The following is a 26,919-nucleotide window of genomic DNA, read 5'->3' as shown; positions in this document are numbered from 1 at the left end:
GGGGCGGAGCGGGTCGGCCAGCCCAGCCCAGCCCAGCCCAGCCCTTCCGCGCTTTCTATTGATGTTGAAAAACTCGCGTTTAGCGCGATTTGGGCACATTGCTGCTGAAAAACTCGCGTTTAGAACGACCGATTAGGTGCAGAATGGGCGAAATGGAGTGTGCCAAAAGCTGTGACCTGGGGAAACGTGCGCAAGGCTTCCGCCGCCCCCTTTTGGCGCGGCTTGTTGTTCGCGCTAAACGCAACATTTTCAGCAGAGGAGTCCGGAAATCGCGCTAAACGCGACTTTTTCAGCAGGGAAATCCGGGAATCATTCTAAACGTGAGCTTTCCACCAAGTCGCGATGCGTGCTTTTGTCGTGTCGAGAGGTGCCGTCGCGTTAGGCGGGGCGTGTTAGCGTATACTTTCCCCGACTTAAAACGCGAGCGCCGCGCATGCGGCGGTAAGGAGAGCAACCATGGGCTGCGAAGAGAAAACCCCGGTCATTGGCATCATCATGGGCAGCGAGAGCGATATGCCCGCCATGGAGCCCTGCATGAAGCAGCTGGATGAGTTCGGTGTGCCGTACGAGGTCAAGGTGGCATCCGCCCACCGCAAGCCGCTCGAGGTACACGCTTGGGCCGAAAGCGCCGAAGAGCGCGGCCTGCGCGTGATCATCGCCGCCGCCGGCAAGGCTGCGCATCTGGGCGGCGTAGTTGCGGCCTACACCCCGCTGCCGGTTATCACCGTGCCCATGAAGACCTCCGATCTGGGAGGTCTCGATTCCCTGCTCTCCATGGTGCAGATGCCTTCCGGCGTGCCCGTGGCATGCGTGGCCATCAACGGGGCCAAAAACGCCGCCATCCTGGCCGTGCAGATGATGGGAACCGGTTGCGAAGGCGCTCGCCAGAAGATCAAGGACTTCAAGGCCAAGATGGCCGAATAGCGCACGCGGGCGTTTGGGAGGTCGGGCCATCCCGCCGAGGGCGTGAGCTGATGAGCGCCTGGGCGTTTGAGGAATCGGTCCAACGTCGTGCTGCGATGCCAGCGGCTTTGGCCCGACGCATGTCGTGTTGTCGGGTCTTCGACGCAGCATCCGGCTGTGATGCCGGGGCTCCGGTCCGATATCGGCTCCGGTCCGATATCGCACGCTATTTTCTGGCCCATGTCGCGTAAAAGCGACGGGGCCTTTTCTGTTTCGCGCAATGCGACCAAAGCTTTGATAGGAGAATCATGACCACGATAACGCAGGGAATGGATGGGCGCAGCGTCGGGCTTGCAAGGCCTTGCGTGCGTTTTGGAATGGCCATGGCTGCAGCGCTTGCGTTTGTCGCGTGCCTGATGGCGCTTGCTCCGCGGGCCGCATACGCTGCTGTGGGCGATACGTTTGAGGCGGAAGGCCTCGTGTATGAGATAGTGACGCAGGATGATGAGGCGCACATCTATCAGGCCCAGGTTGCGGGCTATGTTCCCGAGTTGGCGGGGCCGCCTCAAGACACGGGCGAATACCATCTGGGCACCGAGGTGAGCGCCCCGATCGGGAATCAGTACTACCTTTTCGGCGTCGTGGGCGTAAACCCCGACGCGTTCGACGGATTCGACGGCGAGCTTGTGGCGGATGCCAGCGCCTTCGCCTTGTATGCGGATGCGTTTGCCTCGTTGCCCGAGGCCGCAACGTTTGCGCTCTACGTCGATCTTCCTCTTAAGGTGACTTCGGGTTTGTCGTTCACGGTTACGGATGGCGGCTCTGCAGGAACGCAGGTATCGCTGCCGGATGGGCGTGTATGCAATGCGTTCCGACTTGGCACCTGCCTTGAGCGGGGCGTGAATGCTGTCGTGGAAAACGGTACCGGTTCTGATTTGTCGGTTTTGTATCGCAGCGCCTTCTCTCTCAGCGATGAATGGCGCGAGTGCGTGCTTGCCTCCGGCCAGCGTATCGATGAAGCGTGGATTCAGCCGTTTTTGACGGAATTTTCCTATGCGGTCAACGGGGGCTCTTCTGTTTCGGTGGCGGCCGAAGAGGATACGCAGACCGATTTCACGGTGGAACTGCCTGCGGGCACTCCGCTTGATGCGCAGGTAACCGTTGACCTCTCAGCATTCCCGGGCATTGCCATGGGCCTTGTCGAATCGTCTTGGGAGAACAACGCGGCCACGGTGGCTCTTGAAAATGGCGAAGCCACCGTTCAGGGCGTGCTGCAGCCTGCCGGCGGCGGCATTGAGGAGCTGGGCAGCTTTTCCGTTCGATTCACGGTGGCCGAATCCGCCGAGGCCGCCAGCGTTTGGGTGGGCGGTGTGCGCCACGACGCTCCGTTCGAGGAGGACGGAGTGAAGCTGACGTATGAGAACGGCACGCCCACGCTTACGCTTGACGGCGCCTCCATTGACCAGGCGGGCGGCGCTGGTTCTACGAAGTACGCCATTTACACGGCGGGCAACCTGCGCATCCAAATCCAGGGCGAGCCAAGCACGATTACGGTGGATGATGCCTCGCAGGTTGCCGGGGCGATTTATGCGGGCGGTGCGCTGGATATCGTCGGCTCTGTTCCGCCGGACGGCTCGTCGCTTTCCATAACGTATGTGCGTCATGCCGTTGCGGACAAGGAGGCCGTAAGCGTCGTGCGCGCCCAAAGCGCGACTATCCAGGCAAACCTCTCGATAGCGCTCTCTTCTGCCGAAGATGCTGCAAACGATGCGCCTTTTACCACTGCCATCAGGTGCGATGACAATATTGCGGTGCAGGGTCGCGGCAATGCGGTCACTCTGACGGCGACGGACGACGTTGCAGGTCGCGCGTATTACGGGCTGGACAGCCAGCATGGGTCGGTTGCCGTTTTCGACGCGGCGCTTTCCGCTCAGGGCGCGTTCAGCTCCGCCGTTGATGCCTGGGAGGGCGACATTAACGTGGAGGGGCGCTCGTCGGTGGTCGTGGATGCCCAAAACGCGGCGAGCTTCGGTGCAGTGTTCGCGCCGAACGGAGCTATCAACGTGGATTTGACGGGAGGGTCGTCTTCCTTTGGGGTGAATGCCGCACGCCCCGATGACGCAGACCCGAGCCTTCTTGCTCCGGCCGCTGTGTTGGCCAAGGAGATTGCGATGGCGGACGGCCTGTTCACGGTGAAACCCGCCGGCGCTCAGGTTGCAACGCTGTCGGAGCCTCTTATGGGCTTCGGTGACCTGCAGACTGTCGCAGCTGCCGAAAACCTCGAGGCACCTGCGGCTTCAGTGAGGACGGTGTTCGCTCTTGAGGGTCAGCGCATGGGCGATGTGTTCCCGGTGGATTCGTTTGCGACGGTCGTCTGGCAGCAGGCGCTCGGGCGCGAGGATGCTTACGACGCGAACCATGTGGTCTCGGCGGGCGATGCCGACGCCATTGCGGAGTGCCAGATGCTGCGGTGCCGCGACGTGCCGGCGGCCGATTATGCGAAAAGCGGCATGGAGCATCTTACTGGGCTGAAAAACGTGATAATCACCCTCTCCGACCAGGGCGATGCCTTGCTCAAGCTCCCTGCCATGAGCCTTGATGGGCTTTTGGTGGGCGCTAGGGATGGCGTGCAAAGCGTGACGGTTGAATCGCCTTCGCTTGCGGCGGGCACGGTTATTTTTGACAACGACGCATTGACGGGCTCTTCGGCGTCGGTGGCAAGCCTGTCGTTTGCCGGCTCCATGAGCTTTGGGTCTTTGGACGTTGCCGAGCTGCGTTCGCTCGAGTCGCTTGCGTTTGGTGAGGGCGTTGATATTGCTGACCTGGTGGTTTCCAATTGCGGATTGCTGAATAGCGTTGACGTGTCGCATCTTGCGGGGCTTGAGGAGCTAAGCCTGAGCGCTTTGGGCGAGGGCTTCACCCAGCTTGACCTTTCGTCAAACACGCAGCTTAAGTCGCTTTCCCTTAGCTTGCTGAGCAGCGGTTTTACCCAGCTCGACGTTTCGGGGCTGACGCAGCTTGAGTCGCTTACCCTTGGCGGCGGCGGGTTTGAGGCCCTTGACCTTTCCCGCCAAGCCGCGCTGCGCGATTTGCGGATCGACGGCGCCGGCGCCCTGGCGTCGCTTGACCTGTCGGCGCAGCACGCGCTCAGCAGCGTATGGGTTGACGGGGCGGGCAATTTGGAGTCGCTTACGTTTGCCGGTGATGCCCCGCTTACTGAGATTTATGTGTCTGGCACGGGGCTGACGCAGCTCGAGATTCCCCAATCTGCCGTTCTGACGAGTTTGAGCGTGGGCGATAACCAGCTGTCAGAGCTGGTGATTCCCGAGGGCAGCAGGCAAACGCTTAAATCCTTGATCGCTTACGGGAACAAGCTGAAGTCGCTTGATTTGGGCGGCATGAATCTTGATGGGTGCCTGCTGGTTGCGGCCGGCGGAGGAGACCTCCGGCCCCAGACACCCGTGTTCGAGGGCGCGGAGCAGAAGGACGAATCGGTAGTGGTCGACCTCTCGTCGATCGCCGATGGCTTGATGGGGCTCTATCCCGGTGCGGGCGCGTATGACGAAGCGACGCATGCCGTGACATTCTCCAATGCGGACGATGCGGCGCGTGGATTCATGTACTCCTATGATACGGGAGCCACGGTGGCGGATGGTGGCGACGAAGCCGGCATCCTTGTGGTCGAGGCGAGCGTGGACGTGAAGCCATACGAGGAGCCCGATACGCCTGGCGGCAACCCCGGCCAGGGCGGCGGCCAAACCGGTGAGGGCGAAGGTTCGCAAGGCGGCCAGGGCGGCTCCGATGAGGGGTCCGATTCCGGTGGCCAGGGCTCTGGCTCTACCGCCAACGCGTCGGGCTCCGATTCCAGCCAGGCGCACGAGTTCTCGCGCACGAATGACCTGACCGGTGCCGTGGTGCCCATCGCCATCGGCGTGGTTGCGGTCGCGGCCGTAGTGCTTGTGGTGGCGATCATCGCCCTCAGGCGCACCCGCCGCTAACGGCCGAGCTGTTTTTCTCGGGTACTTTTGGCTTAGGGCCTCGAACATGATGAGTTCGGGGCCTTTTGCATGCATGGCTCAAAATATCTTGCGTACGTTCGAAGTTTCGATTTGAATCGAAACTTATTCAGTGGCGTGGCATAAGGTTGGGCAGCTGGGCGATTACCACGCCGGCGAGGATGGCGGCAACGCCGGCCCACTCCACGATGCCCAGCGGTACGCCCAGTACGATCATGGAGATGAGCAGGCCCATGGGCAGCTCGGCCGATGCCATGATGGTGGAAAGGCCCGATGAGAGGTGCGGCGCTCCCAGGCCAAAGAGAATGACGGGGCAGAACATGCCAAAGAGCCCAGCAACGGCGGCGTAGGGCGCGAAACCCTGGAGCAGCGCGCCCGACGCGAAGAAGTCGGGGCATGAGAAAAGCGAGAGCGCCGCCGCACCCGTCATAACCACGAGCCCGCGTTGCGCGGAGGAGCACGTCACCTGCACTTTTCCCGAAAACGTCACGAACAGCGCGCATGATACTGCCGCGCCCAGAGCGCATGCGATGCCCGCAGGGTCAAGCGAATCGAGGCCCGTGCCGTACAGCCCGCTCGCGAACACGGTGCTCACCAAGATGACGGCCAGCGCCACCATCTCGCATGCGTGCGGCGCACGACGCGTGGAAATCACCTGAATGACCAGGCCGATCCACGTGAACTGGAACAGCAGCGTGAGCGCAACGGGCGCGGGCAGCACGCTCATGGCATAGCAATAGAGGATGGACGTTGTGCAGGTGAGAACGCCCAGCCCCATGAGCTTGAAGGCTTGAATGGCGCTCAAGCGTGTAAGCCGCTGGCCGCGCGCTCGACCCAAGGCGGTGGCGATGGCGAAAAATAAGAGCGCGAGCCACGCCTGCCCGGCGACGACCTGGCTCGATGTGAACCCAGCCGCATAAGCAAGCTTGTACGTGGTGGCCATCGCGCCGTAGCAGGCCCCGGCCAGAAACACCTGGGCGGAGGCGATTGCCCGGCGTGACGCGCCGGACTGGCGGGTGCTCTCGACGCGGGGCGTTGCCTCCTGCGACATGCCGGCGGAGGGACGTGCCTCGATGGCGGATGAGCTGGCGTTTTCCATGGCGTCCTTTCAAAGTCGTTCGACGCGTAGCGTACTTTTTGGGTGCATCTTGCTACATCTAGCGCATTCCGCATTGGCGTTGCAAGGAGCCGTGCCTCTAGCAAGCAGCGCCCCGTGCTGCGTCCGGAGGCCCGCGAGCGCGCTCCGTGCCGCAGGCCGTGGCGCCAGGGCAATAAAAAAGCCACGCACCCGATTGCTCGGATGCGTGGCGAAAAGATGACGGAATGCCCGGAAAAGTCCACGCGGTGTTTTAGACGGCGTGCATTATAAGGGCATCATGCGCCGGCGGTCAAGAGGCGGCGCGCTCTTCGGAAGGCCCCCTAACGGCTGATTTGTCGAACCCAAGCTCTGGGCGCGCACGCTCGTTGCAGTCGGGGATAGCCCCATCCGAGTCATTGCCGGCGCCTCCTGATGCAAATTCCTAAGAGTTGTCGCTCTTTTCGGCCTCTGAGCGGCGGGCGCTCCAAAACACATCGAAAGCGTCCATGAGCTCCATGCGCGAATGCACATTGGCCTTGCGGTAAATGTTGTGCACATGGGCGCGCACGGTAGATTCGGCAACGAACAGCTTTTCTGCCGCATACGAGGTAGTCCTGCCGGAAAGCAGCAGGTCAAGCACCTCCTCCTCGCGTTTCGAAAGCCCAATGGATTCGGCGAAGTACGGGAAGAACTCCTCCTTCGGCACGATCGCCTCGGCCTCTTCTTGAACGGCGCGGTCATCGGCGATTGAGGCGAGCGTTTTCCTATCCAAATCTGTGAACGCGATGGTGGCTATGAACAGGATAAACAGGAGCGCGAGCACGGCAAGGATGGTGCTCGACCCGTTGACTTCCATGACCGGCTGCATACCGTATCCGACTGCCCAGCCCAAGAGCATGCCCGCCGAACTCGCAAGTCGTGCGCCCGCGATGGCGCGCAGCAACGAGGAGTTATCCGCCTTCACGAGGTTGCAGTAATCGTTATAGGCCAGCACCTCGAACAGCAGAAAACCGAGCGTGATGAAAAAGCCGGCGAGCAACGGCTGCGAAAACCCCACTGCCAGCATGGCAAAGCCGACGCCCATCAGCGGCGGAACGGCGCGATAAAGCGTATAGGGCTTCGTAGGTGAGCGCGAGAATTTGGCAAATACGAGCACGATGCAGGCAAGGGCAATCGCGCACGTAGGCTCAACGACGTACCCAAAAAGAAAGCGGTCCGAAAGAAACAGCGCGATTCCCAGGTACAGGGCGAAGCCGAAGGAGTACAGGGCGAGCCCCGCGGTCATTTTCACAAACGGTAGCGATCGATAGGCATCTTCTTCCACGGGAACGGGGCCCCTGTCGGCCGCGTGCTCAGGCTCCTCTTTAACGGCATCGCCGTAGCGGCGCGCCATGATCAGGGCGGCGCACGACGCGAGTGGCAACACCACTGCGCAGGCCGTCATCGCCGTGTCGCCGAGGAAAATGGCGGCAAGGCACAGGACCGCCCCGATGGCATAGGACGAAACAAGCAGGAGGAGCGTCTCTCCGAGTTTCATGTATCCGAAGAACGTCATCCACATGAGAAAGAGTGCGCTTTCGGCGAAGGCGCTCACCAATGCGGCGCCAGTGACGATGCCGGGAGTATCCGAGAGCAGCACGACGGGAGCGACGCATGCGCCCGTTATGCCGGCTGCGATTGCGACGGGCACCCAGTTGCGGATGCACGCGATTCGGCTCGACACGACCATGGCACCGACGAGAAAAAGCAGGCGTGCTGCAAGCTCAGTCATTTCAAAGGGAACATCGCCGATGCCTTGGGCCGAGCCAAGAAGCGGAGAAGGCGAGATGTTGACCAGAAATAGCCATCCCCAGAAAAAGCCGAACCCCAAGAAGCGTAAGGGGAAGAGCCCCGATTGAGCCTGCATAGCATTCCCCCTCTGCATGCTCTCGCGCGTGTCTAATGCGCCCATTGTATCCCACCGGAAGCTCCTCCATGCCCCCGAATAGGGCTTCAAGGGCCGCTTACGTCAGCGACCTGGGAAAACGTCGAAAAATAAGCGTTTTGATGGAGGTTGTTGAGTGCCAAAACAAGCGCTTCAGCGAATGTTCAGCGCCCGCTTGGAGCCCTAAATTGAAGATGCGCCGCGAGAGACGGTGCGACATAAGGGATGAGAATTGGGGGCGCCGATGAACAATCAAAACAAAAGCGAGCCTCTGACGGAGGGTGGGCCGACAGAGCGGCAAGCGCCCTCCGTGAGCAGAAGGACGATGGTGGAAGGGGCCGTTGCCGCCGCGGCGGTTTTGGCGCTGGGCGGAACGGTTAAAGCGTTCGCGGGCGAGACTCCGCAGTTGCGCCCGCCTGGAGGCCAGGACGAAGGCCTGCTCCAAGGTGCCTGCATCCGTTGCGACCGATGCCGCGCCGTTTGCCCAACGCACGCGATTGGCGTGGGCTATCTGAAGGACGGCATCATCAACGCGCGAACGCCCTGCATGGATTTCCGCTCAGGCTATTGCGATATGTGTGGCGGCGAATTCCTCTGCATCAAGGCATGTCCCACAGGAGCGCTTACGTCGTTCGACCCCCACAAGGACAAGATCGGCGTCGCCGTGGTGGATGAGGACGAATGCCAGCTCTATGGCGTTTCGGCCAAGTGCAACGCGCCGTGCATCGATGCCTGTGAGTACGAAGCCCTGTATCTGGACGATAACGGCAGGCTTGTGGTTGACGAGGAGAAGTGCAACGGGTGCGGCGCGTGCGAGTACGTGTGTCCGACAAGCGCCTACCGCAGCTACGACGGAACGGGTAGGCGCGGAATCAACATCGAGATGAAGGGGACGAGCAATGGCTAGCGAGAAGAAGAGCGTCGAGCATGCGAAGCTTCCCACGCCCGCCGTTGTGAAGGTACGCAAGGCCGTGCGCGTGATCGTTCCCGCGGCGATTCTTATCGCCCTGGTTGCGGGTGTCGGATCGGGCACGTTGTGCAGCGTTGGATACGACGCGATCGCCTACATCTGCCCGTTAGGTGCGCTCGAATCCATATTCGGGTCGGGGGCCGTGGTGGTGCGCGTGATTATCGCCATCGCGGCGGTTGTCGTCATCGCGCTTCTGTTTGGAAAGGCATTCTGCAGTTGGGTGTGCCCGGTGCCCCCGCTGTCGAGCCTGTTCTCAAGCGCCAAGCAGCGTCACAAGGATAAGGTCGCGTGTGCCGATGCCGCGAAGCACGTGGGGGAGCGCCTGCATGAGTGCTCAAGCGCCGGGTGCGCCGCATGTGGCTGCTGCGCGAGCAAGGCGATCGAAGTGAATGCTGATGCTGCTGCTGCGGAGCAATCCGAGAACTCCACCAAGAAGAAGGCGCGCAAGTCCAAGCTGGACAGCAGGCATTTCGTGCTGGCGGGTGCGTTGGGGTCTGCCGCCATCTGTGGGTTCCCCGTATTCTGCCTCATTTGCCCCATCGGCCTTACATTTGCCACGGCAATTGCGTTCTATCGCTTGGCGGGTTTCAACGAGCCCACGCTCGATCTGCTGATCTTCCCGGTCATCCTGATTCTCGAGCTCACGCTTCTGCGTAAGTGGTGCCACCGCTTCTGCCCCGTGGGCGCCCTGCTTTCGCTGATTGCCGGGTTCAATAAGACCACGCGTCCCAAGGCCGACAAATCGCTGTGCGTTCGTAGCGACGGAACTCCCTGCACCATCTGCTCCGGCGTGTGTCCTGAGCATATCGACCCGTGTGATGACCTGGGCGATCGTCCGCTTTCCGAATGCACGCGCTGCGGCAAATGCATCGAATCGTGCCCGTACGGAGCGCTGAGCTTCACGAAATCCAACAAGCGCGTCGAGGCCAAAGCGACCGCAACGGCTGTAGGGGAGGAGTAGGTATGGAGACAAAAGGAATCGGAGCCGAGGAGCTCATCCGCATAGAGGAAAACGAGCGCTTCTGGGAGCAGCTCGTGGCTGAGGACGAAGCCCAGGAGCAGGCTCAGGAGGAAACAGAAGGCGTCGTCAACCTGGTGTCTGTCGATGCGGAAGCCAACGAATGCGAAGGAGGCTCCGACGCTGAGGCGCTGGATGACGACATGGCGTTCGAGGAGGCGGTGGCGCGACTCGAGCGCACGGTGACTGCCTCGCCCCGTCATCGCGAGATTTACCTGAAGCTTCTCGAGTTCTGCCTCGAACGCCGCAGCCTCGCCGAAGCGGAGGCGCACGTTGTGGAGTATCCCGAGTACCCCTATGCGGCACAGCCTGCGTATCGCCTGATTCGTGCCTTGGTGGATGCGGGCGGGCTTGCCTGGATGGAGCTGGCCGAAGACGGGTCGATCATCTACCCCGAGGACAAAGAGGGGTTGACCGAGGATGAGGCCGACGATCTGGTGGCGAGCTTCGCCGTGGAGACCACTCCCGTGGGCGACCAGGTACGCGATCAGCTATCCCCTGAGCGACGCTTAAGCGATTTGCTCGATAAGGTGCCCCAGCGCATGGGCACGTATATGGACGTGATGGAGTTCTGCAGCGAACCGCGATCGTACAAGGAGGTGCACGACCTGCTGCAAGGCCGAGACGTTTTGCGCCTGACCTCCAACGCCGACGGCCAACCGCTTCAACCGAGCTTCTTTTTGGACATGCTCGAGCGATCAGGCGGCCTGGCATGGAACAAGGGCTGGAAAGTCACGGAGAAGGGGAAAGAGCTGCTCGCCCGTATGGGCCGAGCTAGCGCGTAAATGTGAGACGGAAGGATGGATAATGGAGAAAGCCACCATTTCGAGGCGCGGCTTTGTGAAGGGCGCGGCCGCAGCCGCCGCAGCGCTCACGGCGGCGGGCTCGGTTCAGCTGCTTGAGCCGGCCGAGGAGGCGTATGCCGCCGGTTCCGTGGAGCGCGTCATGCACAAGACCGCCTGCCACGGATGCACCAACTGCTGCCCAGTGCGCGTGTACACCGAGGAAGGCCGCGTGGTCAAAATCGAGGGCGACCCCGACGGCCCGCTGAACAAGGGCGGCATCTGCCTGAAGTGCCTGGGCCAGATGCAGACGCTGTACAGCCCTCGCCACGTACTTCACCCCATGAAGCGTGTGGGCGAGCGCGGCGAGAACAAGTGGGAGGCCATCAGCTGGGATGAGGCCGTTGACCTGGCCGGCGAGCAGATTGCCACCGCGGTTGAGAAGTACGGCCCCTATGCCTACTGGAGCGCCCGCGGAGGCGGCGGCGCCTACATCGAATGGGAAACGTGGGGCATGGATTACACCGTGGGCGGCTGTAACTCGCTCGCCTCAGGCGCATGCCAGTGCGCTATGCCGCGCGACTTCGTTTCTACCACGAGCGTGGGCTTCAACTGCTGCGTGGACATGGACAACGTGGACCGCTTCGTGGGCATCGTGGACAACGCCGAGCTCGACGGCACGCGCCGCGATGATTCCGAGCGCGTGTTTGTGATGTGGGGCAGCCAGCCCAGCGCCTCGAAGGCCGCGCACGGCGGCCATGGTCTGGCGGATGCCCGCTCCAACCTGGGCGTTAAGTCTATCGTGGTGGATCCCTACATGACGGCCGACGCTGTGAAGGCCGATGTGTGGCTGCCCGTGCGCCCCGGCTCCGACACCGCGCTGCTGCTGGCATGGATTCGCTACATCATCGACACGAAGGCTTATGACGAGGAGTTCGTCAAATACTGGACCAACCTGCCGTTCTTGGTGAACCCCGAGACCAAGTTGCCGTACAAGGCCGAAGAGGTGTGGCCCGATTACGAGAACCCCGCGGCCGACAAGAACGGCGTGTACGACACCCCGGCATACGTGTGCTTTGACGCGCGCACCAACTCCGTTCAGCCGTTCCCCTTCTCCGCTCCCGAGGATAGCCCGGTTGACCCCGTTCCGTTCACCACGGCCAAGGTCAATGGCGTAGAGTCCAAGACCGCCGGCCAGATTTATTGGGAAGAGGCCGAGCCCTGGACGCTCGACGCCGCTGCCGAGACGTGCTGGCTCGAGGCTGACCGCATCAAGGAAGCGCTCGATCTGTACATCGGCGCCGACTGGGGTGGCATCTCGGGCGGCGTGTTCTCCGACCATCAGGAGTGCTCGTCCACCGCGCCTCTGGGCATGCTCGCTATCGATACCCTGCTCGGCCGTATCGAAACGCCGCTTTCCGCCTATCAGAACCACGGCCCCGCAAGCCTGACTGAGGACCGCCCCACATCGCGCCTGGGCGCCGCCTCCACGAGCTTCGAGCGCTATGGTTTGGGTTGGACCGCCGGTTTGACCAAGAAGGAGAACGACCGCTTGCTGGACGACATCGTGGCGGGCTGGGATGCCAAGGGCCGTGACGGCGAGGAGATGCGCCGCTACTTCTTCCAGTCGAAGTGCGACACGCTGGGCGCTACCGCGCACAAGGGCATCCATCAGTGGCAGACCTGCGCTCCCAAGGAGCTGCGCCTAGCCATCACCTCCGGCGAGCCGTATCGTCCGCGTGTTATGTATGAGATGTCGGGCAACAAGTACGCCGTCATGGGCCCTGCCCTGGAGTGGAAGAAGGCCTACGACCAACAGGACTTCATCATCCAGCAGTACCCCAACATGACGTCGTTCACGGTGCAGTCGGTTGACCTGTTCCTGCCCACCACCGAATGGCTCGAGTACGACAGCTATGAGAGCCCCGCGACGCATTTCAACCGCCACTATGCGCGCTGCCACGTGACGCATCTGGGCGAGACGGTGAACCCGTTCGTGTCGCCGTACCAGGTGGGCAAGTCGGTGGTCGAGCATCTGGGCGCCGAGAACTGCTTCGACCCCGACGCCTTCAAGGTGCCGTTCTTCGAGAGCAGCGATGCTGCTCGTCAGGCTTGGGCCGAGCAGATGGGCCATGCTTCGTGGGACGAAATGATCGCTGACGTAGACCATCGCTATACCGAGACCCCCATCGACGAGTACATGGTGTACTACCAGTACAAAGACAAGGTGTCCGACGGTCTGCCGCGCGGCTTCGCGACGCTTTCCCGCAAGGTGGAGGCCTACAGCGAGAGCATGCTGCGCCTGGCGCGCACCGGCTTCCCGTACATGTACCCCTACGAGCAGGAGGCATGCGAGGACTACACGCCCATCTGCGTGTTCAAGGAGCCCACGGAAAGCCCGCTCACTGATACGGAGTATCCGCTGGTCATCACCACGGGACGCCTGCCGCACTTCCATCACGGCACCATGCGTCACGCTCCGTTCATCCGCGAGGTCATGCCTGTGCCCGAGCTGCGCATCAACCCGCAGACGGCGGCGGAATACGGCATCGAGCACCTCGACTGGGTGAAGATCACCTCGCGTCGCGGTAGCTCCCATGCACGCGCCTATCTGACGCAGGGCATCGCGCCGGGCGTGCTGATCACCGAGCGCTTCTGGAACCCCGAGTGCTTCGACGCTTCGCAGGAAAGCATCTCGCCCGGCATCGAGGAGTGCGGCTACAACTGCATGTCGGCCGACGAGTTCCAAAACCCCTGCTTCGCCACGAACAGCTATCGTGCGTTCACGGTGAAGATCGAGAAGTGCGAGCGTCCTGCGCGCGTGTGGGTGGAAAGCGAGCAGTTCCAGCCGCTTATGCCCACGCTGCAAAACGAACCTGTCACCGAGGAGGTGTTCTAAATGGCATACGGCCTGCTCATCAACCTTGACCGTTGCAGCGGGTGCGACAGCTGCATCGTCGCCTGCAAGCTTGAGAACGATCTGCCCCTGGGCCACTTCTACAACAAGGTCATTGCCTTGGGCCCCACGGGCACGTTCCCCAACGTGGAGAAGTACTGGCTGCCCTCGCAATGCCAGCAGTGCCGCAATCCCCAGTGCGTGGCGGTGTGCCCCACGGGCGCGTCGTACCGCGACGAGAAGACGGGGTATGTGCTGATCGACCGCGAGAAGTGCATCGGCTGCCGCTACTGCATGTACGCCTGCCCCTACGGCGTGCGCGAATTCAACGAGGAGCAGGGATGCGTGCAGAAGTGCACCCTGTGCTCCCAGATCACGGCAGACGGTTCGGGCGTGCCCGCCTGTGTGCACAACTGCAACTGCGGTGCGCGTTTCTTCGGTGATTTCGACGACCCCGAAAGCGACGTGTGCAAGGAGATGGCGAAGTATCCGCCCGAGGCGATTCACTCGCTGCCTGATCCCGGCGATTCCCAGCCGGTGACGCGCTACATCCTGTCGCCTAAGTTCGCAAGCTGGAAGGAGCTGGTGTAAATGGAGATCCAATGGCCCCTTGTTTTGTTCTCCCTGCTGGCAGGCACGGGCGGATCGCTGTTCGCGTTCGTCGGGCTGTCTGAGTTCCTGGGCGGCTCATCCAAGGTGCGCGATGCCGGGTCGATCGTAGCCATCGCGCTCATCGTGTTGGGCGGCTGCTTCTCGGTTCTGCACCTCGCCTCGCCTTTGCACGCCATCAGCGCCGTGACCAACCTGCTTTCGTTCTCCGGCATCTCCATCGAGCTGATGCTTCTGGGTGCCAACTTCGTGGTCATGCTTGCCTACATTCTGGTGCGCAAGCGCAGCAACGCGACGACTCCTGTGAAGGTGCTGGCCGTGCTGGGTATCGCGTTCGGCCTGATGCTGGGCTTCTTCTGCGGCCACGGCTACGTGATTGACGCTCAGCCCACGTGGAACAGCGAGACGCTTCCTCTCGCGTATCTGGGCACCTCGCTCGCATGCGGTGCGTTTTTGTACGGCACCATTGTCGCCCTAAAGGGTGACGAGAAGGAGTTTGGCGGAAAGCTGGGCGTCTTCACGCTGGGCGCTGCGGTCGTGGGCGCCATCGGCCTGGTGGCTTACGTTGCGTTTCTCGGTATCGATGCCGCCTCGTCACAGGCGCTCGTGCTGTGGGGCGGCGTGGTTGTGCTCGGCATCGTCGCGACGCTCGTCATCAGCGGCTTGGGCGTATTCGGCGGCGGTAAGATGCCGGCAATTGCCGTGGACGTGTCGGGGCTTGTCTGCGCGTTCGTCGGCGGCCTGGCGGTGCGCTCGCTCATGTGGCTGTGCGCCACGGGCTACATCGATCTGTTTAGCCACACCGTTCCCAGCGTAATGATGAACATCTAGCGCTAGGCTTTGCGGGCGGTGCCGTTTCCCTCCCTTCGGCACCGCCCGGATGATACCTGCCGCTTATTTGCAGCGGCGTGCGGATGACGCCCGCCCTCAAGCGTACCGCAGCTTGCCCGCGAGGCTGCGCCTCGCCTGTTTCCTGAGAGAAGAGAAAGACCATGAACGAAGATATGACCCCTGGCGATATCGAAGAGATGCTTTCCGGTCGCGCATCGATGTACCGCATGCTCGCGCAGCTGTATTTCAAGCCGCTCACCCAGGAGCAAATCGATGCGCTTGCCGCTTTGGATTTGGCCGAACTGGCGTCTGAAGAGGGCTCGCCCTATGCCGACGGCTACAACGATTTGTATCGTTATCTGCATCGTCGGAACACAGGCACGCGTCAGGAACTTGCCGCTGATTACACGTCGGTGTTCTATGGCGCTCAGACCTACGAAGGCCGTGCCGCGCAGCCGTTCGAATCGCTCTATCGCTACGATGGCGGTCTGATTATGGGCGAGGCGAGCGGCGAGGTGTTTCGCGCATTCAGGCAGTCTGCCGTCAAGGTGAAAGACGGGCTCGATTTGCCCGACGACCACCTCTCGTTCATCTTCGAGTTCATGGCCCATCTGTGCGACCGGGCTCTTGAGGCGGTTGACGGAGGCGATTTCGACCGCGCCTCAAGGATTCTGGAGAGCCAGCGGGCGTTTTTCGAAGCGCACATCGCGTCCTGGTTCCCCCGCTTCAAGGCGCTCGCGAACAAGCTGGTTTCCACCCGCTTCTATCGCGGCTGCCTGAAGCTGACCAAGGCGTTTCTCGACGAGGAGCCGGAATCGATGCGCGAAGGAATCGAGGCCCTTTCCTCTCTGGGCAACGCGGCATAGGGGCGTGTCGAAGGGCGCGCGTCCGCCCGCTCATTTCGCTCGCGCGACCAATTCCGCCGTCGGGACCTGTCGGATCTCGGCGGCTTTTTTGTTGCGCGGAACATTGGTTCGACCGTCGGGCGTACCTCCTCTATTTCGCAATGCGACGCTCGTATTGCTCTATGACCTGGGCGAGCGTGACGCGGTCCATTGCCTGTTCGGCCGCCTGCTGCACCTCGCCGAACCTTTCTCCGATCACCAGCTGCACGTTCACGCCCAGACCGCATTCGGGATTGGTGTGCGTGTCCAGGTGCAAGAGCGGTTTGTCGCCTTCCACGGCGCGGTACACGTCCAGCATCGTGATGGCATCGGGCCGACGCGTAAGTGCGGGCTGTGCATGGCCGGTCACACACGAGATGAGGCCTGCGCGTTTGAGCTTGCCCATCATCTGGCGCACCGATGACGGGTTGGAGGCGAGGCTTGTCGCGATGGCGTCGCTGGTCAGATCGCCATTCGGGTTGGTTTCGATGAACACAAGTATATGCATGGCGTCGCTGAGCTTTGTCGAGTGTGCCATTGGACCTTCTTTCCGCTGTGGTGCCTCCGCCGCGCTTCCACGCCTGCTGTCTCTTAATGCATTGGCGTCGCGAAGTCTCATCCTGCATATTGCTGTTGAAAATATTATAACAGCCTTGCTGCATCTCCCATTGCATGATATTCTGCTGTTGTAAAAAATATAACAGCAGAAAGGAATGCAAAAGTGGACGGAGGCAACCGGGGCGTTGATCGTGTGGCGTCCATGCTTCACGATGCTGATGCGGTGGTTGTGGCGGCGAGCAACGGTTTCGATCTTGCCGATGGGTACAATCAATTCGCCTGCGATCGGGAATTCATGCGGACGTTCGGCGATTTCAATCGCATGTTCGGCCTGACCAGCATACTGCAGGGGCTTGCGGCCCAATGGCCTAGCTGGCGGACGCGCTGGGCATATCTGGCGCGCCTCGTCGAATACGGATGGCTGTCGTATCGGCCTTCTTTCGCCATGCGGGCCCTTGACGCGCTTACGCGGGAGAAGCCGCGCTTCGTGATAACGTGCAACTGCAACGGGCGTTTCGAACGTGCGGGATTCGATGCGGATGGGCTGTTTGAAACGGAAGGAAGTTTCGCGCGCCTGCGCTGTTCGGCGATATGCTCCGACGAACATCACGACGCCTCGCCTTTTGTCGAGCATGTTTTGGATTGCATGGCGCAACGCGCTTCGAGGGCTCAGGACGCAAGCGATGGGCGAGGCTCGGAAGCGCAGGGCGCAACGCGCGGACAACGCCTCGCCGGGGCATGCAACTTCATCGAGGTGCCCGAGGCGCTTATTCCGCGGTGTCCGTATTGCGGCGCCCCGCTTGATGCGGCCGTTGACGACACGGGCGCGCTCGCCCGCACCTCCTTGTTCCAGCGGCAGCAAGCGCGCTTCCGCTCGTTTCTCGAAGCGTACAAAAACGAGCGAATCCTCATTCTTGAGCTAGGTATGGGACAACGCAATCTTGCTATCAAGCGACCGCTTATGGCGTTCGCCGAAGCGGCTCCGAACTCATCGTATGTTGTGGTCAACCGCGAACCGGCGATTCTTCCCGCGATTCCTGCGGCCCGCATCGCGTCGGTTGAGGGCGACTTGAGTGAGGCGCTTTCGGCATTATGCGAGCTCGCGAGCGAAGGCCCTGCACCTCAATCGGGCGAGACGCAGGGGTTCGCCCGTGTCGGCGAGGTGCGCCTATGAGCCGCCTCATGGGGCTCTATGCCCAGCACTTAAGTGCCAACGCCGCCCCTCCTGCGGTGGACAAGGCGACGTTTGCGCGCCAAGTCGAACAAGCGGGCAATGTGCTCGCGGATGCCGATATGGTGGTGTGTGGCATTGGGTCGGGCATGTCCACCGCCTGCGGCTACGACCACTACGGGCGCTCGGCTGCCTTTGATTGCCCCTTTGCCAAATTCGAGCGGGCGCACGGGTTCTCATCGCTGATGGACGGCTTCTACCATCTGTATGCCACCAACGAGGAGCGCTGGGGCTTTCTGGCCGCCTATATCGCATATCTGCAGAACGCGCCTGTGGGTCGTGCCTATCGCCAGCTCGCGAAGCTGCTCGATGGCAAAGAGTATTTCGTGCTTACCACCAATGTCGACGGCCAGGTCCGCCGCGCCTTCCCGAGTGAAAGCGTATGGCTATTCCAGGGCGATTTCGGCTTTTTGCAATGCTGCCAGCCCTGCTGTGACGAGCTGGTGTCCGCGTTGCCCGTGGCCCGCGCAATGCTCGATGCCATGGGGGATGATGGCGTTGCAGTGCCCTCTGACCTTCTGCCGCGGTGCCCTCAATGTGGTTGGCTCAGGTCTCCCTGGGTTCGTGACCACGGATTTCTCGAGGGTGAGGCCTGGCGCGACGGGAAACGTCGCTACGAGCGATTCGTATCGGATGCGCTTGCGGGCGGCAGGCGGGTGGTGTTTCTTGAGCTGGGGGTAGGCGGCATGACGCCGAGCATCATCGAAATTCCGTTTTGGGAGATGACCCGTACCAATCCCAACGCGTTCTACCTGCGGGTGAATATGGGCAAGGCATCGGAGCCGCGCCAACTTGAGGGCCGGTCGCTCACCGTGACGGGCGACATCGCCAACGTATTTGACATGCTGACGAATGAACAAGAGACAAAGGAGCAAGACGCGTGACGTTCTACGAGGAATTGGTGATTCAAGCCCAGCGAAATTACGAGCAGTACTACGGCGTGTATGCCCGCGGCGGGGTGCCTTACGAGTTGGCGGGCCCTTCGCCGCTTTCCTATGACGAGCAGATTGATTTGTTCGCACGCAATGTGCAGGAGGCCGATTGCATTCTCGTGGGTGGCGCATCGGGCCTTTCGGCGGCGGGTGGCGGTGACTTCTACTACGATAACAACGACTCGTACAAGAAATACTTCGGCAAGTTCGCCGAAAAGTACGGGTTCAACGGGGCGTTCGACGGCATGTCTCACCGGTGGGACGATCGCGGCGAATTTTGGGGATACCTTGCCACCTTCCTCCACACTACGCAGTCGGCTCCGATACGCGCTCCCTACCATGACCTTGCCGCGATTCTTGACGGCCGCGACTTTCACGTTGTGACCACCAATCAAGATACGCAGTTCGTGAAAGCATTTCTTGAGGAAAAGGTATCGGAGATCCAAGGCGACCATCGATTCTTTCAGTGTTCGCGCTGCTGTACGGATTACTTGTGGGATGCGGTTGGCCCGGTGAACCGCATGATAGAGGCGATGGGCGAGGGAACTTCGGTGCCGGAGGATATGATTCCTTGTTGCCCGCATTGCGGGGCGGAGGCGTTCCCGTGGGTGCGTGGCTATGGCAATCTTTTGCAGGGGCGGAGATACGAAGCCGAGTATGAAAAGGTGTCGCGCTATGTGCAGGAAAACGCCAGCCGTCGCATGCTGTTTATCGAGTTGGGCGTAGGACGCCTGACGCCCATGTTCATCCAGGAGCCGTTCTGGAATTTGACGCTGGGCTTGCCCGATGCGTTCTACATCGCGGTGAACGACAAATACGATTACCTCCCCAAGCAGCTGTCCGATAAAGGTTCGGTCATTGTGGCCGATATCGCTCAGGTGCTGCGCGATGTGCGTAAGCGCCTGGGAAGATAGGAGAGCTGCCGCATCCGTTTCATCCGCATGAACAATTCGGCCGTCGGGGCTTGCGAGCCTCGGCGGCTTTTCTGTTTCGCCTACAATAGAGCAATTGAACTGTTCTGCGCCGGCTCGAATTACTCCGGATGCGCTGCGATGCGGGCCGATGCAAAGGAGGTCCCAATGAAGAAACTGCTGATGGGAAACGAGGCGTTCGCGTGCGCGGCGCTTGAAGCGGGCGTGGGCGTGGTAGCGGGCTATCCCGGCACGCCTTCCAGCGAGCTCATCGAGACGATCGCCGCGCGCGTGGCCGACGGCAGCGCGCAGGGCGTTCACGTGGAGTGGTCCACCAACGAGAAGGCGGCGTTGGAATTGGCGGCGGGCGCATCGTACGCCGGCGCGCGCACGTTGTTCACGTGCAAGCAGGTGGGCCTCAATGTGGCCAGCGACGCGCTTATGAGCTTGAATTACGTGGGCATCGAAGGCGGCTGCGTGCTATATGTGGCTGACGATCCGGGCCCCATTTCCTCTCAGACCGAGCAGGACACGCGCCGGTTCGCGGCTTTCGCCAAGGTGCCGGTGCTCGACCCTGAAAACATCGAGCAAGGCATCGAGATGATGCGTGCGGCGTTTAACCTGTCCGAGCGCTATCGCACGCCGGTCATTCTGCGCGCCACTACGCGCGTGTGCCATTCGTCCACGTTCGTGGAGGTGGCTGACGTGACGCATGCGCGTCCGGCAAAGGGTTTCAAGAAGGATGACACCCGATGGGTGATTTTCCCGCGTCGCGCCGCCGAGGGGCATCGCGAAGTCAACGAGCGTCTCAAATGGATCGAGGCGGAATTCTCCGGAACGCAGGTCAGCGAGAACGGGGAGCCGGTTAGGGCGTTTGTCGATGCAGGCGAGAGCTTTGGCGATGATGAGTGCACTTTCATGTGCATGGGTGCGGCCGCCCATGAGGGCATCGGCACGAATCCGGCCGACCTCTTGCCCGATTACTTGCTGCCCGCAGCGGCGGTTGACCTGCATGAATGGGCGATGGACGGCTCGCGCAGAAGCGATGCTCTCCCTGGCTCTCACGAAGGTGAAGCGCTTGCCAATCCTGATAGCCAAGCTGAGTCTAAGGGTGCGGCAGAAGACGATAAGGAGCGAGCGGAGCTCATCGCCACAATGGAGAAGATACGTCCCGATGAGCGTGCAGGCATGGTTCCTGCGCCTGAGCTGACGTCTCCGTGCAACCTTGCCCGATTCAATCCCATCGAATCGGGCACTGACGCGTGCGGCTTTGCTGCGTTGGATGCCGGTGCGGAAGTTGCAACGACGTCGGGCGATGACGCAGAACGCTCCACGTCATCCGACGCTTCGCCGAATGCGGCCGCGCATGCCGATTTCTCCGCCAAAACGCTCGGCATCGTGTGCGGCGGTGTGTCGACCGCCTATGTGCGCGAGGCGCTTGCGATGATTGCACAAGACCCCGCCACGGAGGAGCGAAGCCGCCTATACGGCTCCATTCCGTATGAGTTTCTGCAGGTGGGAACGCCGTTCCCGTTCCCTCTGGAGCGTGCGAGCGCTTTCGCTGATCGCGTGGACCATATCATCGTGTTCGAGGAACTCGACCATGTGCTTGAGGATGAGTTCGTGCGCCTCATGGGCCTGCGTGCGGCGTCGGGGCTTTCCGTCGTGCGTGTGGAAGGGCGCCGCAGTGGCGCCTGCCATGGGGTAGGCGAAAACACGGTGGAATCCGCCGTTGAAGTATTGCGGTGTCAATTCGACGCGCTGGAGCTTGAGGCGCGCGGCTTTGCCGGCGACGAACTTGAGGATGAGCTCGCGGTACGCCGCATCGCGCGCCTGGATGAACGTATCGACCATCTGAAGGCTGCCCCGAACGCGAAGCTTCCCGTGCGTCCGCCCGTGCTGTGTGCCGGATGCCCTCATCGTGGCGCGTTCTACGCCGCTAAGCAGGCAGTTCGCGCGATGCGCGTGAAGGCCGTGTTCTCGGGCGATATCGGCTGCTACACCTTGGGCAACGCCCAGCCGCTCGACGCGGTGGATACGTGCCTGTGCATGGGAGCCGGCATCACGATGGCGCAGGGCTTGGGCACGGTGGAGCCGGGCGTCAAGCAGCTTGCATTCGTGGGCGATTCGACGTTTTTCGCCAGCGGCATGACGGGTGTTGCCAACGCTGCCTACAACGGGCACGACATCTGCGTGTGCGTGCTGGACAATTCCACCACGGCCATGACCGGCGGTCAGCCGCATCCCGGCATCGGGCGCACGCTCATGGGCACGATGAGCGAGCCGCTTTCCATCGAGACGACGCTTGAGACGCTGGGCGTGAAGTGCATCGAGCACGCCAACCCGCATCACCTGCAAGAAAGCGTTGACGCGGTGGCGCACGCGCTCGAGCACGAGGGGATATCGGCCGTTATCTTCCGTGCGCCGTGCGTGAACTTGGTGAAGCCCAAAGCACCCGTGACCATCGATACCGAGGCCTGCACGGGGTGCAAGAAGTGCATCACGAGCATCGGATGCCCGGCCATCGGCTTTGACGTGCATGGCGCACGCGAGGTAAGCGAAGGAGCGCGCAAACGTCCAGGCGTCGCAACGGTTGATCCCACGCTCTGCACCGGCTGCGGCCTGTGCACCCAGGTCTGCCCGTTCGACTGTATCAAGGCGACTGCCGATTCCAAGGAGGATGCGCAATGAAGAACATAGTGCTTACGGGAATCGGCGGGCAAGGCACGGTGCTTGCAGCGAAGACTCTGGCGCAGGCCGCCCAGGCGCGCGGCTGGCACGTGCGCACCGCTGAGACCATCGGCATGGCGCAGCGCGGCGGCAGCGTGGTGAGCCACGTACGCATGGGCGATTGCGGCGAGCAGGCGGCGGCACCTCTGGTGTCGGAAGGCTGTGCCGACATGCTTATTGCGTTCGAGCCTGGCGAGGGCGTGCGCATGGCGCGTATCCTGAGGCCCGGCGGCGTGATGGTGACGGCATCGCGCGTCGTGCAGCCTGTGACGGCGTCGCTCTCCAAAGAGCCCTACGAGGCGAGCGCCATGCTTGAGGCGTTGCGGGTGAAGGCGGCCTGCGTGAAAGAGGTCGCACGCGTCGAACCCGAGCCTGCATGCGAGGAGCGTCAGGGGGGCGCGTCTTGTATCAACCCCACTGATTCAGGATCGTTTCTCATGCCGGACCAGAAGAGCGCTCAGGAAGCCGCCCCGTCCATCAGCACGCTTTACGTGGTGAACGAGGCTCCCATCCTCGATCGCATCGGCAACGCCAGAACGCTCAACATCGTGCTGCTTACTGTTGCCGTGCATGCGGGCGTACTCGGCCTCACCCTGCAGGAATTCAAGGACGCCGTGGCTGCTTGTGTGAAGCCGCGGTTCAAAGATATGAACCTCGCCACCATCGATGCGGTAGAGGCATTGCTTGCTTAGGGGCAAAAACCATCCAGGGTGTGATACCTGTCGTCAAGGCGTTGCTCGCTTAGGCGGCTGATTAAGCGGCGGAGTATTGAAGGGGGCGTCGGGCTACGAAGCCCCTTTTTTATGCGCACAATCGCGGTTAAACACGCGGTTGATTTTCAGCTGGGGATTATCGCGAGGCGCCTAGCGTTGTCCGATAAGCTCACAGGCCCGTTGCGGCGTTATGGCTATTGCCGGTAAGTGGGCGAGAAGCTGCCTATCGCTCGTAACAATGTAGTCTACGTTGGCGCGTTCCCCGGCGGCAATGATGAGGTTGTCTTCGAAATCGCCGTGGTCGCGTCTGAATTTGCGTGCTATCCACAGCTCGCTCTCATCGATGGGAGCCGTCGTTGCCAATTCGCTCATGTTATCTATGCAAGCCCACGCTACTTCACGTGCCGCTTCCGCTGCGCCTTCCGGCAGCTCTGCGTCTTCGGAGCGGGCCGTTGTTTTGAGCGTTCTCTCCAGGAGAAAGAAAACATCCTTGGCGGTGGTGGGGGCGTAAAACAACGCCACGTGCTCGCATTGAGCGGCCTGGCGCAAGAGGCGCGTCGCGGGGTTTGCTCTTTGCGGTCTTGCCAGGTAATGGTCCATCCACACATTGGTGTCAAGGAGGAATGATAGTGCGCCCTTCATAGCGTCCCCCGTTCGCGCATGCGCTCAGTTAGGGCTTCGAAGAGAAGGTCATCATCGGATTCATACCCGCTGCAGGCGACTGGGGCACCTGCATTGAAACGATGCATGAAAGACGCGATGGCGCGCGGGCCCTTTTCGACAAGGGCCAGCCGATGGGCGGCACGATTGTCCGCTTCATCTTTTGCGGCAGATTCCGCCGAATCCAAGAGAGAGGTTATTTCCTGCGGTACGGCAGCGTGAGTCGCGGCGAATGCCCAGAGCGCGCGTACGGCGGCAGAAGGGGTGTATCCCGCTTGAGCTAAGGCCGCATCTCCACTTGCCTTCAGCGCCGCATCCATGCGCACATTCATCTGGGCCTGGTGCGACGTCCGGCTCGCGGCGGACGGCTCGTTTTGGGCGGTTATGGGAGCTCCTACTAGCGACTGACTCGACATGGCGCCTCCTTTGCTGGCGTCTCAATCGTCTCCTTTATGTATAGCATTAAATAGAAAGCTATACAAGAGCTTGTTGTTGTGCAATGCAACGAAAGGAAGGAAATCCAAAAGCTCCTGTCGTGGGTGGTTTGCGAGCCGCTGCCTGATTGCATGAAGTGCGCAAGCCCGAAACCTTATCTGAACAGGCATTTCTCAAAGATTACCCCACGGGGGGCATAGCCATTTTCCTCCTTCGGATGCATTCTGACATCACGGATTCCCGACAGAATCGAAGGAAAGGGGGAGGGAATGACCGAGAACAGCAACGGCCAGGATCTCGTGCAGACCGACGCCGTCGAGCAGAACGCGGCAGTGTCCGCCGACGCCGCTGAGTCCGCTGCGGCTCCCAAGAAGGCACGCCCTAGGAAGGGCATCATCGCCGCTATCGTTGCGGTGGTGGTCATCGTTGCCGCCGGCGCGGGCTTCTGGGTGTGGCACGAGCAGCCCAGCTTCTGCAATGCTGTGTGCCACAGCCCGATGGACAAATATGTCGAAAGCTATACGTCCAACGATCCTGGCAAGCTGGTCACGCAGCACGCCCAGGCAGGCGACGGCTGCCTGGATTGCCACGAGGCCGAAATCACTACGCAGGTGAGCGAGGTCATGGCGTGGGTGTCGGACAGCTATCCCATGGGCGAGGACGGGATGCTCGCTACGGGCAAGGAATTTGCTAACGAGGAGTTCTGCGCGCGCCCCGAGTGCCACAGCATGGCCGACATCGTGGATGCCACGTGGGGCTTCGAAGGCAACGACGCCAAGTACAATCCGCATTCCAGCCATCAGGACAACCAGCTTGAGTGCGGCGACTGCCACAAGGTTCACGAGACCAGCCAGCTCTACTGTGCTAAGTGTCATCAGCTCAACCTGCCCGAGGGATGGGAGGCCGCAAGTGAATAAGAACGCATCCAATGTTGCGGGCTTCTCTCGCCGCAATTTTCTGAAAGGCGCCGGCGTTACCGCCCTTGCCGCCGCGGCTTCCACCACGCTGGCGGGTTGCGGAAACGGCTACGTCAACAACGCCGAAATAAAGAACGAAACCACCCAGGCTCCCGCAAGCCCCAGTTGGCTGGGCGAGGCGCCCGAGATTGACGAGTCGCTGATCACCGAGACGCTCGAGACCGAGGTTGTGGTGGTAGGCTGTCGCACGGGCGGCATTCCGGCCATCATATCGGCGGCGGAGAACGGCGCGCAGGTGTTGGGCATCGAACAGATGAGCGAGATCGCCGATCCGCGCGAAGACCTCGGCGCAGTGAACTCCCGCTATCAGCAGGAGACCGAGGAGGAATTCCCCGAATTCGCCATCGACAAGATGGAAATCATGGAGGACATCGTCCGCTACGCCAACGGGTTTGTGGATTACAACCTCATCAAGCTCTGGGCAGATGAGTCCGGCGCCATGATCGATTGGATTGCCGACATCGTGGAGAGAAACGGCGAATTCCGCATGTGGCATGAGGGCTCCATCGGCACTACCGGCCAGGGCGCGCGCGACAAGGCGTGGGCCACGGGCCACAGCCCCGAGAAGCTTACCGAAGACGAAAACGTGAGCTTCGGCACGTGCCTGCGTGACTATGCCATCGAACTGGGCGCGGAGTTCCGCTACGACACCATGCTCGTCAAATGCGAGCAGAACGACGAGGGCCGCGTTACTGGCGTCATCTGCCAGGACGGCAACGATCTGCACTACATTCGTGTGAATGCCAGCAAGGGAGTCATTCTTGCTACCGGCGGCTATGTTGCCAACACCGAGATGGTGGAAGCCCGCCAGGCGTGGAACAACCGCCTTAAGATCAACGTTCCCGTGGGCGGTGCCTGCACGGGCGATGGCATCAAGGCTGCAATGTGGTGCGGCGCGGCCATCGACCCGCTGGGATGCGCAGTCACGTTTAACCGCGCGTGCTGCAAGCCCGATGAGGTGGCGGGCAGCGATCTCATCGGCAAATGGTTCTGGTTTGGCGAGCAGCCCTTCCTTAAGGTGAATCTTAACGGCGAGCGCTTCTGCAACGAAAGCGGTCCGTATGACTACATGCTGCACTCCGCCTACATGCAGCCGCATCACACGTATGTGGATATCTGGGACTCCGATTACGTCGACCAGGTGAAACACCTCAACGAAGTGGGTTGCTGCCGCCTGTATCCTTTCGATAACGGGGCTCCCTCCAACATGCCCATCAGCAAGATGGCGAGCGATTTCGAGGAGCTCATCGAGGCGGGATACATCCAGCAGGCCGACACCATGGAAGAGCTTGCCGAAAAGCTCAATCTTCCTGTTGAAGCTACGGTTGCCACATGGGAGCGCTATAACTCTTTTGCCGATGCGGGCAAGGACGAAGACTACAACAAGGAGCCCTATCGCCTCACCAAGCTCAACCATCCGCCATATTATGGCGTTCGCACGGGTGCGTGGTTCCTGGCCACCATCGATGGCGTGCGCATCAACACCGATATGCATGCCATCACCGATGAAGGCAAGCAGATCGATGGCCTGTTCATGGTGGGCAACGATTCGGGCGGCTTCTTTAGCGTGAGCTACCCCAACCTTATGACGGGGCTGGCCGCTGGGCGCACGATGACGTTCGGACGTCGCGCCGGCATGCTGGCTGCGCAGGGCAAATAGCGCAAACGCGGATGGGCTATGGCTGCAGGCGAATGAGCCGTTGGCAGACATGGCCCAACATACAAGCCCCTCCTCTTCCGCCCCGCCGGCGTTTTGAAGCCGGCGGGGTTTTGACGTGTCTCGCGCGGATTTCAAAGGGGAGGCCGCTGATACAATGCTCATGCCCGTCCGGCTTCGGCGTTCCTGCGCCGAAGCTTGGAT

21 protein-coding genes are annotated in these 26,919 nt (G+C 61.4%); 16 read left to right on the top strand and 5 right to left on the bottom strand.

Annotated elements, in window-relative coordinates:
• The first annotated feature begins 456 nt into the window (after nucleotides 1-456).
• Nucleotides 457-924 carry a 5-(carboxyamino)imidazole ribonucleotide mutase gene (gene purE, locus DMP06_RS03830; RefSeq protein WP_123208433.1) on the top strand — a complete coding sequence of 156 codons (468 nt, stop codon included), beginning with the start codon at nucleotides 457-459 and terminating at the stop codon, nucleotides 922-924.
• Nucleotides 925-1,211: 287 nt separating this feature from the next.
• The gene (locus DMP06_RS03825; RefSeq protein ID WP_123208432.1) at nucleotides 1,212-4,901 is read left to right on the top strand and encodes a leucine-rich repeat domain-containing protein; all 3,690 of its coding nucleotides are present in this window, start codon (nucleotides 1,212-1,214) and stop codon (nucleotides 4,899-4,901) included.
• A gap of 127 nt (nucleotides 4,902-5,028) precedes the next feature.
• Here DMP06_RS03825 and DMP06_RS03820 read toward each other — a convergent pair whose 3' ends face one another.
• Together DMP06_RS03820 and DMP06_RS03815 are read right to left on the bottom strand one after the other, a co-directional pair.
• Complete coding sequence (locus tag DMP06_RS03820; protein ID WP_245962359.1) at nucleotides 5,029-6,018, bottom strand: DMT family transporter; 990 nt, start codon at nucleotides 6,016-6,018, stop codon at nucleotides 5,029-5,031.
• A gap of 421 nt (nucleotides 6,019-6,439) precedes the next feature.
• Nucleotides 6,440-7,903, bottom strand: a complete 1,464-nt coding sequence (locus DMP06_RS03815; RefSeq protein WP_161957808.1) for a helix-turn-helix transcriptional regulator — start codon at nucleotides 7,901-7,903, stop codon at nucleotides 6,440-6,442.
• A gap of 328 nt (nucleotides 7,904-8,231) precedes the next feature.
• Between DMP06_RS03815 and DMP06_RS03810 the strand changes: the two genes are divergently transcribed.
• From DMP06_RS03810 to DMP06_RS03780, 7 genes are all read left to right on the top strand, one after another.
• Entirely contained in the window at nucleotides 8,232-8,828 is a 597-nt protein-coding gene (locus tag DMP06_RS03810; RefSeq protein WP_161957807.1) for a 4Fe-4S dicluster domain-containing protein, read from the top strand.
• A complete protein-coding gene (locus tag DMP06_RS03805) occupies nucleotides 8,821-9,852 on the top strand; it encodes a 4Fe-4S binding protein (RefSeq protein ID WP_123208429.1) in 1,032 nt (343 codons plus the stop codon). The genes DMP06_RS03810 and DMP06_RS03805 overlap by 8 nt, the downstream gene beginning before the upstream one ends.
• A gap of 2 nt (nucleotides 9,853-9,854) precedes the next feature.
• Nucleotides 9,855-10,694, top strand: a complete 840-nt coding sequence (locus tag DMP06_RS03800) for a hypothetical protein (RefSeq protein ID WP_123208428.1) — start codon at nucleotides 9,855-9,857, stop codon at nucleotides 10,692-10,694.
• Between the two features lie 22 nt (nucleotides 10,695-10,716).
• Nucleotides 10,717-13,590: a molybdopterin-containing oxidoreductase family protein gene (locus DMP06_RS03795; RefSeq protein WP_123208427.1), complete on the top strand. Its 2,874-nt coding sequence runs from the start codon at nucleotides 10,717-10,719 to the stop codon at nucleotides 13,588-13,590.
• Nucleotides 13,591-14,178, top strand: coding sequence for a 4Fe-4S dicluster domain-containing protein (locus DMP06_RS03790; protein ID WP_123208426.1), 588 nt, complete (start codon nucleotides 13,591-13,593; stop codon nucleotides 14,176-14,178).
• Nucleotides 14,179-15,027: a dimethyl sulfoxide reductase anchor subunit family protein gene (locus DMP06_RS03785; RefSeq protein WP_123208425.1), complete on the top strand. Its 849-nt coding sequence runs from the start codon at nucleotides 14,179-14,181 to the stop codon at nucleotides 15,025-15,027.
• 161 nt (nucleotides 15,028-15,188) lie between these two features.
• A complete protein-coding gene (locus tag DMP06_RS03780; RefSeq protein ID WP_123208424.1) occupies nucleotides 15,189-15,893 on the top strand; it encodes a TorD/DmsD family molecular chaperone in 705 nt (234 codons plus the stop codon).
• A gap of 130 nt (nucleotides 15,894-16,023) precedes the next feature.
• On the opposite strand, the gene DMP06_RS03775 is transcribed toward DMP06_RS03780, so the two are convergent.
• A complete protein-coding gene (locus tag DMP06_RS03775; RefSeq protein WP_123208423.1) occupies nucleotides 16,024-16,449 on the bottom strand; it encodes an Rrf2 family transcriptional regulator in 426 nt (141 codons plus the stop codon).
• Between the two features lie 183 nt (nucleotides 16,450-16,632).
• Between DMP06_RS03775 and DMP06_RS03770 the strand changes: the two genes are divergently transcribed.
• From DMP06_RS03770 to DMP06_RS03745, 5 genes are all read left to right on the top strand, one after another.
• Nucleotides 16,633-17,643 carry an SIR2 family protein gene (locus DMP06_RS03770; RefSeq protein ID WP_123208422.1) on the top strand — a complete coding sequence of 337 codons (1,011 nt, stop codon included), beginning with the start codon at nucleotides 16,633-16,635 and terminating at the stop codon, nucleotides 17,641-17,643.
• On the top strand, nucleotides 17,640-18,584 hold the full coding sequence (locus DMP06_RS03765) for an SIR2 family NAD-dependent protein deacylase (protein ID WP_123208421.1): 945 nt from the start codon (nucleotides 17,640-17,642) through the stop codon (nucleotides 18,582-18,584). Before DMP06_RS03770 ends, DMP06_RS03765 begins: the two co-directional genes overlap by 4 nt.
• A complete protein-coding gene (locus DMP06_RS03760; RefSeq protein WP_123208420.1) occupies nucleotides 18,581-19,546 on the top strand; it encodes an SIR2 family NAD-dependent protein deacylase in 966 nt (321 codons plus the stop codon). The genes DMP06_RS03765 and DMP06_RS03760 overlap by 4 nt, the downstream gene beginning before the upstream one ends.
• Before the next feature lie 165 nt (nucleotides 19,547-19,711).
• Nucleotides 19,712-22,234 (top strand): thiamine pyrophosphate-dependent enzyme, encoded by a 2,523-nt coding sequence (locus tag DMP06_RS03750; RefSeq protein ID WP_245962358.1) that lies wholly within the window; start codon nucleotides 19,712-19,714, stop codon nucleotides 22,232-22,234.
• Nucleotides 22,231-22,965, top strand: coding sequence for a 2-oxoacid:acceptor oxidoreductase family protein (locus DMP06_RS03745; RefSeq protein ID WP_123208419.1), 735 nt, complete (start codon nucleotides 22,231-22,233; stop codon nucleotides 22,963-22,965). The genes DMP06_RS03750 and DMP06_RS03745 overlap by 4 nt, the downstream gene beginning before the upstream one ends.
• Before the next feature lie 171 nt (nucleotides 22,966-23,136).
• Here the strand turns inward: DMP06_RS03745 and DMP06_RS03740 are convergent, their stop codons facing one another.
• Both DMP06_RS03740 and DMP06_RS03735 read right to left on the bottom strand, forming a co-directional pair.
• Entirely contained in the window at nucleotides 23,137-23,628 is a 492-nt protein-coding gene (locus tag DMP06_RS03740) for a type II toxin-antitoxin system VapC family toxin (protein ID WP_123208418.1), read from the bottom strand.
• Nucleotides 23,625-23,978, bottom strand: coding sequence for a type II toxin-antitoxin system RelB/DinJ family antitoxin (locus DMP06_RS03735; RefSeq protein ID WP_380782774.1), 354 nt, complete (start codon nucleotides 23,976-23,978; stop codon nucleotides 23,625-23,627). Before DMP06_RS03735 ends, DMP06_RS03740 begins: the two co-directional genes overlap by 4 nt.
• A 372-nt stretch (nucleotides 23,979-24,350) precedes the next feature.
• Here DMP06_RS03735 and DMP06_RS03730 point away from each other — a divergent pair, with 372 nt between their 5' ends.
• Nucleotides 24,351-24,998 (top strand): cytochrome c3 family protein, encoded by a 648-nt coding sequence (locus DMP06_RS03730; RefSeq protein ID WP_123208416.1) that lies wholly within the window; start codon nucleotides 24,351-24,353, stop codon nucleotides 24,996-24,998.
• Complete coding sequence (locus tag DMP06_RS03725; protein WP_123208415.1) at nucleotides 24,991-26,718, top strand: FAD-dependent oxidoreductase; 1,728 nt, start codon at nucleotides 24,991-24,993, stop codon at nucleotides 26,716-26,718. The genes DMP06_RS03730 and DMP06_RS03725 overlap by 8 nt, the downstream gene beginning before the upstream one ends.
• Nucleotides 26,719-26,919 lie beyond the last annotated feature (201 nt).

The organism is Slackia equolifaciens (genome assembly GCF_003725995.1).
Taxonomy (GTDB): domain Bacteria; phylum Actinomycetota; class Coriobacteriia; order Coriobacteriales; family Eggerthellaceae; genus Slackia; species Slackia equolifaciens.
This window is presented reverse-complemented; position numbering and strand designations above follow the sequence as displayed.